General features: G+C 50.5%; 12 protein-coding genes. 5 read left to right on the top strand and 7 right to left on the bottom strand.

The features are described 5' to 3' along the window. Positions 1 to 106: 106 nt before the first annotated feature. The 3 genes from dinB (at position 107) to ACLBLI_RS15960 (ending at position 2,419) form a co-directional block, all read left to right on the top strand. A complete protein-coding gene (gene dinB, locus ACLBLI_RS15970; protein WP_414830982.1) occupies positions 107 to 1,177 on the top strand; it encodes a DNA polymerase IV in 1,071 nt (356 codons plus the stop codon). A gap of 1 nt (position 1,178) precedes the next feature. Then, the gene (locus ACLBLI_RS15965; RefSeq protein ID WP_414828561.1) at positions 1,179 to 1,424 is read left to right on the top strand and encodes a DUF1653 domain-containing protein; all 246 of its coding nucleotides are present in this window, start codon (positions 1,179 to 1,181) and stop codon (positions 1,422 to 1,424) included. Positions 1,425 to 1,573: 149 nt separating this feature from the next. Further along, complete coding sequence (locus ACLBLI_RS15960; RefSeq protein ID WP_414830981.1) at positions 1,574 to 2,419, top strand: MBL fold metallo-hydrolase; 846 nt, start codon at positions 1,574 to 1,576, stop codon at positions 2,417 to 2,419. A gap of 327 nt (positions 2,420 to 2,746) precedes the next feature. Here the strand turns inward: ACLBLI_RS15960 and ACLBLI_RS15955 are convergent, their stop codons facing one another. From ACLBLI_RS15955 to ACLBLI_RS15945, 3 genes are read right to left on the bottom strand one after another with little or no spacing between them, the layout of a single operon-like run. Then, on the bottom strand, positions 2,747 to 4,042 hold the full coding sequence (locus ACLBLI_RS15955) for an APC family permease (RefSeq protein WP_414828560.1): 1,296 nt from the start codon (positions 4,040 to 4,042) through the stop codon (positions 2,747 to 2,749). 15 nt (positions 4,043 to 4,057) lie between these two features. Next, positions 4,058 to 5,707 carry an amidohydrolase gene (locus ACLBLI_RS15950; protein WP_414828559.1) on the bottom strand — a complete coding sequence of 550 codons (1,650 nt, stop codon included), beginning with the start codon at positions 5,705 to 5,707 and terminating at the stop codon, positions 4,058 to 4,060. Further along, positions 5,704 to 6,720, bottom strand: a complete 1,017-nt coding sequence (locus ACLBLI_RS15945) for a serine/threonine dehydratase (RefSeq protein WP_414828558.1) — start codon at positions 6,718 to 6,720, stop codon at positions 5,704 to 5,706. Before ACLBLI_RS15945 ends, ACLBLI_RS15950 begins: the two co-directional genes overlap by 4 nt. A 126-nt stretch (positions 6,721 to 6,846) precedes the next feature. Here ACLBLI_RS15945 and ACLBLI_RS15940 point away from each other — a divergent pair, with 126 nt between their 5' ends. Together ACLBLI_RS15940 and ACLBLI_RS15935 are read left to right on the top strand one after the other, a co-directional pair. Further along, on the top strand, positions 6,847 to 9,711 hold the full coding sequence (locus ACLBLI_RS15940) for an EAL domain-containing protein (RefSeq protein WP_414828557.1): 2,865 nt from the start codon (positions 6,847 to 6,849) through the stop codon (positions 9,709 to 9,711). Positions 9,712 to 9,792: 81 nt separating this feature from the next. Beyond that, positions 9,793 to 10,167 carry a PH domain-containing protein gene (locus tag ACLBLI_RS15935; protein ID WP_414828556.1) on the top strand — a complete coding sequence of 125 codons (375 nt, stop codon included), beginning with the start codon at positions 9,793 to 9,795 and terminating at the stop codon, positions 10,165 to 10,167. A 111-nt stretch (positions 10,168 to 10,278) separates the two neighbouring features. Here the strand turns inward: ACLBLI_RS15935 and ACLBLI_RS15930 are convergent, their stop codons facing one another. From ACLBLI_RS15930 to ACLBLI_RS15915, 4 genes are all read right to left on the bottom strand, one after another. After that, positions 10,279 to 10,941, bottom strand: coding sequence for a hypothetical protein (locus tag ACLBLI_RS15930; protein ID WP_414828555.1), 663 nt, complete (start codon positions 10,939 to 10,941; stop codon positions 10,279 to 10,281). Further along, the gene (locus ACLBLI_RS15925) at positions 10,920 to 11,330 is read right to left on the bottom strand and encodes a hypothetical protein (protein ID WP_414828554.1); all 411 of its coding nucleotides are present in this window, start codon (positions 11,328 to 11,330) and stop codon (positions 10,920 to 10,922) included. The genes ACLBLI_RS15930 and ACLBLI_RS15925 overlap by 22 nt, the downstream gene beginning before the upstream one ends. 196 nt (positions 11,331 to 11,526) lie before the next feature. Then, the gene (locus ACLBLI_RS15920; RefSeq protein WP_414828553.1) at positions 11,527 to 13,374 is read right to left on the bottom strand and encodes a S8 family serine peptidase; all 1,848 of its coding nucleotides are present in this window, start codon (positions 13,372 to 13,374) and stop codon (positions 11,527 to 11,529) included. Between the two features lie 229 nt (positions 13,375 to 13,603). After that, complete coding sequence (locus ACLBLI_RS15915) at positions 13,604 to 15,811, bottom strand: alpha/beta fold hydrolase (RefSeq protein WP_414828552.1); 2,208 nt, start codon at positions 15,809 to 15,811, stop codon at positions 13,604 to 13,606. Positions 15,812 to 15,813: the final 2 nt, after the last annotated feature.

Raw genomic sequence — 15,813 nt, 5'->3', positions numbered from 1 at the left:
TTTCCGTTAGGGTCGGCGTTGCTCCTCATCACAGGATGTCTGCAAAAGGGTGACAGTAGCAATAAATCCGTTAAAATACTGGTTAAGTATACAGTTGGTGTTTGCCTTGCGAAAAATCATCCACATCGATATGGATTGCTTTTATGCCGCCGTTGAGATGCGTGACAATCCGGCCTTACAGTCAGTGCCCATTGCGATAGGTGGTAGCTCTGATCGTCGCGGTGTCATTTCCACCTGCAATTATCCGGCGAGAAAATACGGCGTTCGCAGTGCGATGGCAACGGCGTACGCTATGCGTTTGTGTCCGGACCTGGTGCTGGTGAAGGGGAGAATGGACGTTTATGCCCGCGAGTCACAAAAAATCCGCGCCATTTTTGCAGACTATACCGACCTTATCGAGCCATTGTCCTTAGATGAAGCGTACCTCGATGTCAGCCATTCAAACCTGTTTGGAGGCAGCGCCACACTCATCGCCGAAGACATCCGGCGTCGCATTAAACAAGAGTTAAACCTGACTGCCAGTGCCGGGGTGGCCCCGTGCAAATTTGTGGCGAAAGTTGCCAGTGATGAAAATAAGCCGGACGGTATCTGCGTGGTCACGCCTGACAAACTTGATGCATTCGTGCGCAACATGCCCTTGGGGAAAATTCCCGGCGTAGGAAAAGTAACGCTGCAAAAACTCAATCGGTTGGGTTTACATACCTGCAATGACGTGCGCCAGTACCCGTTTGAGCGCATACAGCGGGAACTGGGTAAATTTGGTTCGGTATTGTGGAACCGCGCTCACGGTGTGGACGAGCGCGAACTCTCGGTATCCCGAGTACGCAAATCAATTGGCGTGGAGCGCACGTTAAGCGAGGATATTCACACACTGGACGAGTGCAGAGAATTTATTCCCGTGCTGATGGAGAAATTGCGTGAACGCATGCTCAGCCACAAGCAGAAAACGGGGAAAGAGGTTCGGTTGCGCACGCAGGGTGTTAAGCTTAAATTCAACGACTTTCAGTTAACTACTGTTGAACATCGTCAGGGCAAGCTATCGGAAGCGTATTTTTATACTTTACTTGATGAAGCTTTTGCCAGGGCGACAGGTAGGGGGATCCGCTTGTTAGGACTGCATATCGGTCTTGCGGACCCCACTGATATTCAGCAGTTAGTATTACCATTTGAGGAATAACATGTCACAGCCTTTGCCAACAGGTCGCTACCAACATTATAAGGGAGCCTGCTACGATGTTTTAGGCACAGCCACGCATTCTGAAACAGAGGAGGTGCTGGTGGTATACCGGCCTTGCTATGGTGAGCGTCAGTTGTGGGTCAGACCAATAACGATGTTTACCGAAACCGTGACTCGGGACGGACAGAATGTGCCACGCTTTGCTTATCTGCAAACGCAGCCTGAGGATGTTGACCCCCCGCTTTAATGATAATCCGCACAGTAATAAGCGAATATAGAAATCGGATGCGAGGTAGAGGCAACGCGCGTAGTCGCTGATAAAAGGTGATCTTTCTGCCTGTTCGGTGCATAAATGACTCGGGAACTACTCACTTTGGAGCAATCAGAATGAAAATAATGCATCGCGTGGCCGCGACGGTATGTGCCGTTTCACTGTCGTTAGGCGCTAACGCTGACGACAGATTTGCAGATGTAGAAATAACTGACACCCCACTTAATGGTGCTGTGCATCTGTTGCAGGGCTCTGGCGGGAACATTGGTGTGTCTGCAGGGGACGATGGCATTCTGATTATCGATGACCAGTACGAGCCGCTGGCAGAGAAAATTGCTGCCGCGCTGGGTAAACTAGGCAGCGACAAGCCAAAATACATTATTAATACCCACTATCATGGCGACCATACCGGCTCAAATGCGTTTTTCCATGAACACAAAGGCTCGACGATTTTCGCCCATGAAAATGTGCGGGTACGTCTGGCTGATGACGACAAGGTGTCAGAAAGCGCACTTCCTGTGGTGACCTATGAAGATGGCATTAAGCTGCATTTTAATAATGAAACGCTGCATGTTATGCATTTGCCAAACGGACACACCGACGGTGACAGCGTAGTCTGGTTTGAAGAGCCTGATGTGCTGCATACCGGCGACCTGTTCTTTAACGAGCGCTTTCCCTACATTGACCTGAAATCTGGCGGTAGTGTAGAAGGCTATATTCAGTCTGTGAAAACCCTGCTAGGAAAAGTGGATGACGATACGATTATCATTCCTGGCCACGGACCACTTGCGAATAAATCAGACTATCAGGCGTTTCTGAATATGATTGAAGCCACCCGCGACATCGTCCAGAAGCACAAAGCCGCTGGCATGAGTGTGGAGCAGATTGTTGAACAGGGGCTCGGCGAAGAGTGGGCCGCGTGGAGCTGGAACTTCATCACTGAAGAACGCTGGATTAACACGCTGTATTGAGTTGTCTCAAGCACAGTCGGGTTGACGAGTATTCGCGATCGTTTCATAGCAACGTTGCAGCTATCTGACTGCATAAAAAGGGCGTTTCGCCCTTTTTTGTTTTCAGAATGGTACGCCGCTCAAGGTGAAATGCGTACATGCAACGCTGGTAAACCGTTAAGTCAGGTAAGAGGCTCAACGTCGGTCTTGCTGTGCGAACAAAATGGGGGCGTATTACCCAGTCAGTTATCATTCGTGGAAGCGGATCGGCCGTTTATACATACTCCTGCGCATTGATGCCATTCCCCTATAGCCACTATCAATATGCGGCAGGGGCGAAGACGGTGTTCATGCATTCCCGTTGCCTGACTGGAAGTGGCTGGATTTACGCAACGCCAGGTACAGCAAGCCTCCCACGGCGCATTCGCCAACCAGAAACCACCATGCACTCGCGTCTGATTGTGCGACTGACCAGATACAGGTCGCGATGGCCAGTACTGGAACGCCCCACGCCATTGCCTTTTTGAAACGGCCTTTATTATGTAGCCACTGATGTTGTCTTTGTAATTTCATCAGCGCCACAATACACAGCGCGTAAACCAGTAACCGGGCGAGTACGCTGGCAATAGCAAGCCATACGAAGCCGCCACTTAATGCCATGATGGCAGCAAATACGCCCAACACGATAATTGAGATATCCGGTGTGGCATAGCGAGGATGAACATGACCAAAAATGTGTGGTAGCGTTTTTTCTTTTGCCATGGCAAAGGTAAGCCTGGACGTTGAGATACTGTTTGCCAGTAAATTTCCCGCCACCGAAAATACCGCAGTGAGTGTCATCACTATGGCGCCAGTCTGGCCAAACAACACATCTGCCAGCACAATGAGAGGAGCGCTGTCGGATTCGCCTGCGCCTATGGTATGCCAGTACACGTATTGCACGACGAAATAGAACAGCGCGATGGCGATGACCGTGAGTATGAGCGCTCGGGGAATGGTTTTGCCAGGCTTCCGGGTTTCGCCTGAGGTGACGACAACCGTTTCAAAGCCAATAAATGCGTAGAGCGTTAATAACGCCCCTGCGCCAATGGTATCTAGTGCAGGCAACGTCACCGCGTCTGCGGTGTCCGGCAGGTTAACAATGCCTACCGATAGCAGTACCACAAATGGCAGCAATTTTAGCAATGTGATGCCATCTAAGGCCCGAATGGCTGTTTTCACGCCGGTAATATTCACCCAGACTAATAGCGCGCTGATAACCAGGATCGCCAGTGACTGGCCTGTTGCTGACTGTAACTCAGGCCACAGGTAGCTTGCGTAAAGCAGCAGCACATGCATATTCGCAGCAATGGCGGTGGCTCTGGCCAGATAATATAACCAGCCCGTCTGAAAAGACGCAAACCGACCAAAAGCGGCCTCGCTGTACACTGTTGGACCACCCGTATCCTGGAGCTTTAGGGCGAGTTGCCCGAAACACCAGACAATCGACAACATCAGCGCACCGAAAAGCAGAAATATCCAGGGACTTGCGGCCCCCAGGGTATTCGCCATTTTCGCTGGCAACGCAAAGATGCCGGCGCCAATCAATCCGTTTAATACCAGAAAGCTGGCACCCCAAAAGCCGATATTACGTTTAAGCTCCATAGTCACACATCGCGGCTATTGCTGGGAGGACTGATAAACCCTCTCTCCGGCAAGGTAAGTAGCAAGTACCTGTACTTTCCACAAGTCTTGCTCAGGGATATCAAATAAATCCCTGTCAATCAGAATAAAATCAGCCCACTTTCCGGGTTCCAGTGTGCCAAGACTGGATTCCATATGTGCGGCATAGGCTGCGTCGAGAGTAAAGCCACGAAACGCCTGCTTGAGAGTCATGGCTTCGTGGGCATACCAGCCTTTCACCGGCTGATTGTTTCTGTCCTGACGGGTGACGGCGGCATGGATACCGTAAAACGGATTAGCCAGTTCAACCGGAAAATCTGAACCCAGCGGAATAGCGATGCCCGAATCCAGCAACGTCTGCCACGCATAAGCGCCTTTCATCCGCGCTTTACCGATACGATCTTCTGCCATATTCATATCGCTGGTAGCATGCGTGGGCTGCATTGACGGCAGCACGTCAAGTTCAGCAAAGCGCGGCAGATCGTCTACAGCAATCACCTGCGCATGTTCAATACGGTTACGAAGCGTTTTACCGCCGATGGTGTTAAACGTGCTCTCAAACTGATTCAGTGCCAGATGATTAGCGCGATCGCCGATGGCATGGAAGTTTAACTGGAAGCCGTTACCGATGACATGGTTAAACAGGCTCTGAAAATCCTCTGGCTGCGTAAGCATCAGGCCATGCTGGTGCGGCGCATCAGAATAAGGCGCTAACAACGCAGCACCCCGGCTTCCCAGGGCGCCATCACCGTAAGCTTTCACTGATTTTATTTCCAGAAAATCATCAGCGCTGTCTATCAGGCCGTTGCTTAACATGGTATCCAGCTCAGGATCGGTTGCGGCTATCATGGCATAGACTCTTACCGGCAGCGTTTCTTCAACGGCGCGCTTTAAGTAGAAATCATAAACGTCGCGGCTGATGCCGGCATCGTGCATCGCGGTTACGCCCAGCGATAGCAGATGTGCGCCTGCGGCCTCTAGCTGTGCGGCATACTGCGCAGTGCTGGCTGCAGGCATATGTTTTTCCACCATCGCCATGGCATTGTCGATAAGCACGCCGGTCGCGTTACCCTCGGCATCACGAATGATTTGTCCGCCTTTGGGATCCGGTGTGTCATTAGTAATACCGGCCAGCGCCAGTGCCTGACTATTTGCCCAGCCAGCATGACCGTCTACCCGCGTCAGCCATACCGGACGGTCGCTGATTTGTGCATCCAGCACCGCCGCAGTGGGGAAGGCCCGGTCAGGCCATAATTCCTGGTTCCAGCCCCGGCCGGTTATCCAGGCCTGCTGTTTATTCGCGAACGCATAGGCAGCAACGCGTTCGGCAGCGTCACTGGCAGAGCTGCTGTCACGAACATCCACTTCTAACAGGTTCGCTCCCAGCCCCAGCAAATGTCCATGGGCATCAATTAATCCGGGGATCAGCGTGTTGCCGTTCCCGTTAATAACGGTGTCAGCTTGTATGTTGTCTGGATCCAGCGCGATAACTTTGCCGTCTTCAATGGCCATTGACGTAAAAGTCAGCATGTCGCCATCGCTGTTTAACGTATAACCTTTTACATTTTGAACCAGCGTGGTTGCAGCGAGCACCGGGAGGGTGAATGCTGACAGACACACCGTGATAATTCGAAGTAATGACCTCATACGTTGTCTTCCTGTTGCATAATGTTCGGGGGTTGTTGCAGATAATCGGTTTGCCAGATTTTACTCATGCTGGCCTGACTGATATTTCCGCCAGAAAGCATCACCAGTGCAGTTTGCCCTGGCGGCGTGTTTACTGCCCAGGCGGCTACGGCTGCCATACTCATTGCACAGGTTGGCTCGACATGAATTTTCAGCAAGTGTTGCAGCCACTGTGTCCAGTAGGCAATCTGGTTTTCTTCGACTTCGTAAAAGTCGTCAAGCTGTTGTAGCAAAGGAAAAGTATGTTCGCCAACGCTTGGTGTGGCGGCGCCGTCCGCCAGTGTGTCTGGTACGCCATCAAGTGACTCAATCTGCCCCGACTGCAATGATCGCGAGGCGTCGTTTGCCGCCGCTGGCTCGCTGCCAATCACACTGGCGTCAGGCAATAATTCGCGGGTTGCCAGTAGCGCGCCCCCCAGCAGACCACCGCCACCACAGGGCGCAAATACAGCATCTACGTGACCGGCGTCATTAAGAGCCTCAAGTGTAGCAGTGCCTTGTCCGGCAATAATATCCGGGTGATTGTAGGGCGGGATCCACACCGTGCCAGCGGCTTTCGCCGCTTCGGCTACCGCGCAATCTGCCTCCGCGCGAGTTGGAAACAGGCACAACTCGGCACCATAACTGCGCGTGGCGGCGGCTTTGACTTCAGAGATGCGCTGGGAAGAAAAAATGGTTGCTGGAATGTTATACAGTGAGGCGGCATACGCGACTGCCTGAGCGTGGTTGCCTGAACTGTTCGCAACAATATGTTTGGGCAATTCCCCCCGTTCTTCCATTGCGGCCAGAAAGTTAGTTGCGCCGCGCAGTTTAAACGCTCCGGTAGTCTGCAAACATTCCGCTTTAAATAAAATACGGTGGCCCAGCCAGGTATTCAACAGGTGAGACTCTAATAATGGCGTGTGCTGTACCTTATTCGTCACCCGCGAAGCAGCAGCAACAATATCGTCAAATGTTGTCAGCGAAGAAACCAATGTTTTTCCTTATAAGATAGGGTGTTACCTGAGCATAACCCTACCACCAAGTGTGTTGTAGTGCGAATTCATAATTTGGTCATAGTCCGCCGGTACACTCGCGCATCCGATTGGGGAGAGTAGTCGATGCCAGGACATTTCAAACACAGGGTATACGCATTGCCCGCCTCATTATGTGCTTTATTGCTGTTGCTGTTTATTGCGGCCGGCTTTTATCTGGACAGCGAGGAAAAACAGGCGAGGATCTCTAAAGCGCACTCTGTTGCGGAACAGGTAAAGATCAGTCTGGAAGTGATCGCCGCTGAGCGCAGGCAGGCACTGTTAAATCTCATGCAGAACTGGCCGACGTTCGAGCCCAATCAGGTTGACTGGTTTAACGCTCAGGCTGTGTCTTTGCTGGGAATGCAAAAAGGGTTTAGCTCGATAACCTTCGCAAATCAAACCGGGGTGATTGAATGGGTGACCACGCCATCCTACGGAGTAAAATCACGGCTTAGCAACAACCTGATAGGGGAGCCAATGTCGGCGACAGGGGTTGCTGTTTCTCAGGGCGAATCATTTTCCCATGCGCTGGTGTATTCGCCAGTAACCGAACATCACTACATTGTGATTGGCAGAGCCATCAGTCCGCAAGAGCCTGAACATGGCTTTCTTATTGCGGGTTTCGATGTGCAGACGATACTTGCGGTAATGCTGGGAGAGTTAGTCGGACCGCAATTCAATTTTGTGCTTAGGGACGCAGACGTGGCGCTGTTTTCCAGTGGTCAAATTGTACCGGATGGCACTGAAATTCAGGCTGAGCCCTTCACCTTTCTAGAGCGCGAGTGGACACTGACTATGCAGTCTGAGCCTGGCAACCTGTCATCAGGGCCGATCATTGTCATCGTTGGCGTTCTGATGTCGCTGGTGGTGAGTTGGGTGCTTCATAAGCAGTTGCAGGCGGGAGTTAATTTAACCGTAAGTCAGCAGCGCTACAAAATGGCCAGCGAAGCATCTCTGGATGCGCTGCTGATTTATCAGCCAGTAGGCACTGATTTTAAGCTGGTGGAGTCTAATCAGTATGCGCAAAACCTTTTTTGCAGTACTGATACCGGATACCAGCAGGCACCGCTGTCACAACAGTTCCAGCTGATCGGGCATCCGACGCTGATTGATGTCGTCCGGCAGGTAGCCCATTCAGAGACACCCGATGAGCGATATCTGAAGATAAACAGCCCACTGATAGATTCTGAGTGGCTGAAAATACAGGTGGTGAAGGCTGGTGAAAATATCGCTCTTACGGCCAGGGATGTGACAGCAAGATTCAACGCGCAGCAAGCGTTAAAAGAAAGCGAAGAGCGCTACCGGCGTTTAATCGACGGCATGCATCGCCACTTTGTTTACACCAAAGAGGCCAGTCACCGGTTTATCTATGCCAGTGCTGGCGTTCAGGCCATCATGGGGGTGGAACCAGATTACTTTTGTGTGAATGAACACGCCTTGGTACAGCAGGTTCCGGACGAAACCCGGGAAATCAGAAAAGCAATTGCCGCAGTTCGTAAGCCAGAACCTTACCTCGTTCACTATCGCGCCCCCGAAGGTGATGAGTTTGTTATTGAGTATGCAGACACCCCGATTGTGGATGACAACGGAACACTCGTTGCCGTTGAAGGGATCGCGCGTGATGTGACTAACGAGAAAAAACTGCAGGCGGAAGTGATTTACCAGGCTAACCATGATCAACTGACCGGACTGATGAATCGTTACGCATTCGATAATCAATTGCGTGATTTTCTTAGTGAGGTTAAGCGAGGAGAAGAAGCCGGCGTCATGTGCTTCATCGACATGGATCGCTTTAAACTGGTTAATGACAGTTGCGGGCACCCGGCTGGAGATAAGTTACTTAAAGCTATCGCGGGACTATTTCAAGAGCATGTTTCGGAAAACGATTTGCTGGCACGCATAGGTGGAGATGAATTTTGCATTATTTACCGACATCAGAGTGTGAACGACGTAAAGGGTAAGTTGGATAACCTGTTAAACGCGATCTCTGCCTATCGATTTACCTACGATGATAAGCTGTTTTTCATCGGCGCTTCAATTGGAGTGATAGAAATTGGCCAGCAAAGTGGTTCTGCTGCCTCATTGATTAAAGCTGCAGATAACGCGTGCTATAAAGCAAAATACCTGGGGCGAAATCGCTATTATCTTTTTGATGAAAACTCTGCTCAACAGGAAATGGATAACACGGAGTCAGCCGTATTGAATGCGCTTCATCAGGCGCTGCAGGATGATACGTTTGTCCTTTTTAGTCAGGCAATTTTGCCGCTGAAAAATAAAGAGAAAGCGCCGCTACATTACGAGATTTTGCTGCGGTTGCCAGCGCAAGACAATACGCTGATTAGTCCGGGGCTGTTTATTCCCCTGGCTGAACGTCATGGTCTGATGAACAAAATTGACTGGTGGGTGTTCGAAAACACGCTGGCAACGCTGGAGCAGCACCCGCATCATATTGATGCTCTGGGAAAGGTAGCTATTAACCTGTCCGGGTTAACACTGGGTGATGAGACGATGCTTGAGAGAATTGTGCAGCGCATCAAAACCACGTCGGTGCCTGCCGAGAAAGTGTGCTTTGAAATAACCGAAACGACGGCAGTGACGAACTTGTCTTCTGCACAAAAGTTTATTGAGTCGCTTCGTGAGCTGGGATGTCGTTTCGCTTTAGATGACTTTGGCGCGGGTATGTCGTCATTCACCTATCTTAAAAACCTGGATGTCGATTATATTAAGATCGACGGCTCGTTCGTCAGGAACATGGCGCGCGATCAAATCGACCATGCTACAGTGAAAGCAATCAACAACATCGCTCATAGCATGGGCAAGCAGACGGTTGCAGAGTTTGTGGTGGATGCCGAGACGTGCGAATGCCTGGCAGATTTGAACGTTGATTATGGGCAGGGCTTTGCGCTGGACAAACCGAAGCCACTGCAGGAGCGGCTTGCCCGCACGTAATTACCACTGTCAGGTGCAGTTGCTTTCGTCAGCCATGCCTAAGTGGTATCTGTGAATGAAAACTCGAAGAAGGAACACGACATGGGACTATTTGATACATTAATGGGTAACGCCAGCGAGACGGATGCTGCTGAAATTCAGGAGGAATTAGCGCCGGTGATGGCGGACAGCGAGCAGGTGATTGCAGCGTTCAAATTAATCAGAGATTTGAGTGTATTTACCACCAAACGCCTGATACTGATTGATAAACAAGGTCTGACTGGCAGAAAGGTGAATTATCACTCGATCCCGTATCGTGCCATCACGCAGTTTATCGTTGAAACGGCGGGGCACTTCGATACCGATTCTGAGCTGAAAATCTGGGTATCAGGGCAGGATGTCCCGGTGGAAATAGAAATGAGTAAAAATTCTGCTCAGAAAGTGCAGAAGACGCTGGCTGACCAGCTGTTTGGATAACAACCATCCCAGGTGCACAGACATGGCCGGTATGGCTCGATTGTGTAATGTGTATACCGGCTTCGCTCTTCTCTGCTGAAGGTAAAGAAGGGCGTCCTTTACGGGGATCACTTAATCGGCGCAGTGCGAATAGTCTCCGGATTTTGCCAGTGTCCTGACCGTTTCTATCGCACGTCCCGCAGCCTGCTTTTCTCCAAGCGCTTTCAGATCGTCCAGCCAGTTCAGCAAAAGCCGGTCATGGTATTTCATCAGTGGCGCTATTGTTAGCATGTCGGCGCTTTCATCCGGGGTAATGTTTACCACGCTGTCATTCGGTAAGTGAAACTCACTGACGTTGCGCATCATGGTAGTGAGGCTCTGACCAACTCCAGACAACGCGAGGGTTTTGCCTCGCAACGCCATGTCCTCACCCAACTGGTAGCACAACGTTGCGGTATAGAGGTCAGAAGACGCCTTTCTACAAAACGAAAAGACATCTTGAGGAAACACTGAGTTGCTCGCCTCAATACCAATGGCTGCGACAACAGCGCTGTATAAGCCCCACGACGTATTTTGATTTATGATGTCGGATAACCTGCTGACCCGCTCAGCATAACCGTTGCCATAGAAATCAGACTGAATGGCGCTTTTCATAGCCTGTAACACCTTTTCCCTGTCGCCACGCGCAGCGTGAAAGCTAGCCAGATATATCCAGGGCTGAGCGTCGGAAGAAGAAACTGTCAGCGACCCCAGTAACGCAGAATCGCATTGTTCTAGTGCAGGGGGGCGGTGCATACGCGAATGATCTCCAGCGCGACTAACGCATCGTCAGGATGATTGCGGTAGTAGCTCACCAACTTTTGAAGCTTTTGTTCTCCCTGCTCCACAGGTTCGCTCATGGCATCAAAAAAGCGGTCAACTTCTTTCAGGTCATTCATGGCGTAGTCTTCGGAAGTGTCAGGCAGCGGGTCGTTACCGTCGGCAATACAGGCATCAATATAGGCGGCGAGTGATGTAGAAGCCGTATCGCGTTGCGAGAATGACTTGTTCTCTGTGACTTGCTGAGGCACTGACTCTGGCTTCAGTTCAGGTTTTGCGTTATCTGGAGCCGAAGGAATCAATGTGAGATACAGGCAAACCAGAAATGCTACGAATAAGAAAAATTTTATGAGGTTTGATTGCATCTGTTTACTACTTTGCCTTCCGTGCTGGCCCTTGCAGTAAGTGGCGGGCTTATAAAAACCTTATCGGAATCGATGTCTGGTTGCAAAAAAGCCAACCCAACAAAAAAGGCTACAGAAGGATTAAGTTAAACCTTGCTGTAGCCTTAATTCATACCGGCACTATAAAATTATGGCCGGCCCATTTGTAACGTGGATATTAAAATACCACCGTCATGGTTGCTGAACAGGTTGTGGTTCCTGCTTCACATACCTGATAGTCGTACACGCCGCCACCTTTGGTGTTCAGTGCGTCAGTATAAGCGCCATCGTTAGCTGTGGTAGCAACAACGCTGCCGTCGCGATACACGTCAACGTCAGAGCCGGCGGCGCCAGACCAGGACAGGTCAACGGCCTGAGACCCTTTCACTTTGTAACCCGTTGCGGTAAGTGTCAGATCGCCGCCAGTGTCGCCACCGCCGTTATCACCACCACCGTTGCCACCGCTACAGCCGTTAGCTGTCAGGTAAGCACTGGCATCAGCTGCCTGCACAATTCCGTAACCAAAGTACACGTCTTTACCGACCGTGCCTGCATCGCGTGCGGTCGCTTTTAGTGCACCACGTATATCTTCACCGGTACAAGTTGGGTGATTTGACCACACCAGTGCTGCCACACCGGCTACCGCAGGCGTCGCCATTGATGTACCGCTCATTAAGCCGTAGTCGCTTGCACCGATGCTGATATCAACAGTTGAAGCCGCCAGCAGAGTGCTACGATCTTCCTGTGCTGCGCCAACGGCAGGAATGCTGGTGTCATTGGTTTCGCCCAGCGTACCGTAAAGCATACCTGGCTCATTGTTGACGACCACTGCACCCACACCACCTGACAATTCACAGTTATTTACTTTGTCATAGAACGAAATGCTGCCACGGTCGATAACACACACTTTACCAGAGGCATTGGAATCAACGGCGTCGCCGATACCCATGAAGTAAGTTGCTGCGCTGGCAGAGCCTGAGTTTTCCATCGCCGATGCCGCTACACCTGCACCGTCTGCGGTCATTGATGCCATGGTGGCACCGCCTGCAGGGTAAGTAGAAAGCGTATCCACGCCACCCGCCGTTACTTCTACGCAGATGGTTTCATCAGAAGTAGCGCGCTTGCCTCGACCAGAAGTACATGACGGGTACTGCGAGAAATCGGCGATGTTGTCATCGCCATCGTTTGCACCAATCATCATTACCGCAGGGTAGCCTGCAGGGTACGAACGCACATCGTTACCGTCGTTACCCGCTGCTGCGACGACAAAGCCGCCATTGTTAACAAAGTCGATAAAGGCGTTTTCTTCTGTGCTGTTCGCACCACCGCCACCCAGGCTCATGTTGATGATATTCGCGCCGGCTTGTGAACATTTCTGAGCGGCATAGGCCAGATCAGAAGAGTAACCCCAGCCTGATGCGTTGAATACCTTGATAATGTGCATATCAACGCCCGGTGCCATACCCACAACGCCGTAGCTGTTGTCAGCCGCACCGATGGTGCCCGCTACGTGCGTACCGTGAGGACCGCCATTATCGAACCAGTTACCCGTACCCGGATCGTTATCACCGGTGATGTTGCTCCATACAAAGTCTGGGTTAGAGTCATCCAGACCAGAATCGATCACACACACTTTCATGCCTGCATTAGGATCGAAAGTTACCTGATCAGCCTGCGCCTGATAAACGGCATAAGGTGTGATTTGCATGGTGTCCGGATTACCAGCGTCGTCGTTGTACAACGCCATCGGACGACGGACCTGATCTTGTTCTACTAATTTAACATGCGGGTTGTTCATTAACCCTTTTACATCCGATAACGACTTCCCTGAGAAGGTGGCGGCAATGAATCCGTTTGCGTCAATATGAATATCAGCACCTGACTGTTTAGCCAGTGCTTTGACGATGCCTTTACTGTTGTTGTCCACCTGGATGATGTATCTGTCGTTTGAATCCGCTAAAGCTGCGGTTGAACCGAGGGCTAGCAGGGTTGCTGCCAGTGTAGGTTTGATTGTTGTTTTTAACATATATACTTCTTCTTCACTTGTGATTGTTGTGCCTATTGCCGACTTGAGTCGATCTTTTTTGCTAAGACACCCCTGGAGGTCGAAACCCCGAGTCTTAACCTACACTATGAAGAAAAACTAAACAAACGTTTAAAAGATTATTTGAGTATGGATTAATAAGTCTTGCTAATAAAAAGGCATAACCATCAATGATGATTATGCCTTTGATATTTGTACTATTTTATACGGACTACTGCGCAGGATGCAGATTTCTGTTAAAAAAGTTGGTTATCGTTTTGTATAAGTGGATCCCAGTCTGTTTACCACGAATACTGTGCTTCTTACCCGGATAATCCGTGGTTTCGAAAGGGATAGCCAGATCTTGTAAATGTTTATACAGCATGGTGCTGTGGGTAAACAGTACGTTGTCGTCAGCCATTCCGTGGTAAATCAGTAACGGCCCTTTTAAGTCTTTCGCATAAGGGAAGACTGATGACTTTGTATAAGCGGCATCATCGGTTTTAGGATTACCCATATAACGTTCTGTGTAGTGGGTATCGTATAAGCGCCAGTCTGTTACCGGCGCGCCTGATACGCCGGCTTTAAAGTACTCTGGCGCCTGGAACATCGCCATCAGTGTCATGTAGCCACCGTAACTATGACCATGCACACCAATGCGCTGTGCATCGACATAGGGCAGGGTGCGCAGGAATTTCACCCCCTCTACCTGATCGTCCACTTCAATGCTGCCCATTTGCTTGTAAATAGGATCTTCAAAGGCTTTACCGCGATAATTCGAGCCACGATTATCCAGTGAGAACACCACGTAGCCCTGATCGACCCAGTACTGCATCAGCAGTCCGCGATTGCCGTACCACTTGTTCTGAACCACCTGAGCATGAGGACCGCCGTAAAGGAATACAATCGCCGGATGTTTCTTCTTCAGGTTTGCAGGCTTATACATGCGGTATTTCAGATCTGCGCCATCCTCAGTAGTGATAGTGCCGAATTCGGGCTTCGTCCAGCTGTCCATGTAAGGGAATAGCGGATGGTCTTTGTCGACGTTATTTTCTTCCAGCCAGGTAATTTGTTCGCCGCTGGCATTATGCAGACTTACCTGAAACGGAGTGTTGATGGTGGAAAATCGATCGATGTAAATAGAGGCATCGCGACTAAAGGTAATTTCATGGAAGGCATCGCGTTCGGTAATGCGCTTCACGTCGCCGCCCTTCAGCCCAACCTGATACAAATGGCTTTCCAGAGGCGTGTCTTTACGGCCGGTAAAATACACCACGCCCGCTTTGGTATCGACAGCTTCTAGCTCGTCTACCACCCAGTCACCGTCAGTGATTTGTGTAACCAGCGACCCATCATTGTTGTATAGATATAAATGTTTGAACCCATCTCGCTCGGATGCCCAGATAAACTGGTTGGTGTCTGCCAAGAACGTCAGATCATCATGCAGGTTTACCCAGGTTGGGCTACCTTCTTTTATCAGTACTTGTTGTTTGCCACTGGCAAGTGAATAAGCACGAAGTTCCAATTGTTGCTGGTTACGTGATTGCCACTGGTAGGTAAAGGTGTCGCTGTCGGGCATCCAGTTGCCGCGGGCGAAATAGATGTCTTTTTCTTCTCCCATATCCACCCAGGTGCGCTTACCGGTAGTGATATTCTGGATAGCCAGCGTGACCTCCACATTGTCGGTACCGGCTTTCGGGTATTTTTGCTCAATCGTATCGATTTTGTCGGCATAAATTTCTGAGCGGGTGATGATATCTACCGGGCTCTCATCCACGCGGGTAAATGCAATATGGCTCTCATCCGGGGCCCACCAGTAGCCCGTCATCCGGCCCATTTCTTCCTGTGCAACAAATTCAGCCATGCCATACTTGATATTGCCGCCACCGTCTTCGGTGATGGCCGTTTCTTTGCCACTGGCAATGTGCTTTATAATCACGTTCTGGTCACGCACAAAAGAGATGTAGTTACCCTTGGGAGACAGTTTTATATCAGTCTCGAAGGCTTCAGTATCCAGCAGTTGCTGTGCGTCTTTATCGCCCAGTTGGTAGTAGTACACATCGCCACCTAAGGGGAACAATAAGGATTTTCCGTCATCAGACCATTCGTAGCTGACAATGCCCGAGCCGGACAGGCGCATACGCTCGCGGCGGGCCTTTTCTTCGTCAGATAAGTTTTCCTCACCGCTGTGAAGATCATCTGAGTTGAAGAGCATGCGGGTTTCGCCGCTTTGAATGTGGTACTCCCACAAATCCAGACGTTCGTAATCGGTTTGCTTGCCCTTCAGAAACGTGACGCGCTCGCCGTCAGGCGATACTTTCAGGTTACGCGGGGCGTTGCCATCCAAAGAAGGAGACTCGAAAATACGCTCAATTGTGAGCGTTTGAGCCTGAATTGCTGTACTGAGCATAAGGGCTCCAAAAACAAGGGCTTTTTTCATTA

This window comes from Alteromonas sp. H39 (assembly GCF_047556435.1).
GTDB lineage: Bacteria > Pseudomonadota > Gammaproteobacteria > Enterobacterales > Alteromonadaceae > Alteromonas.
This window is presented reverse-complemented; position numbering and strand designations above follow the sequence as displayed.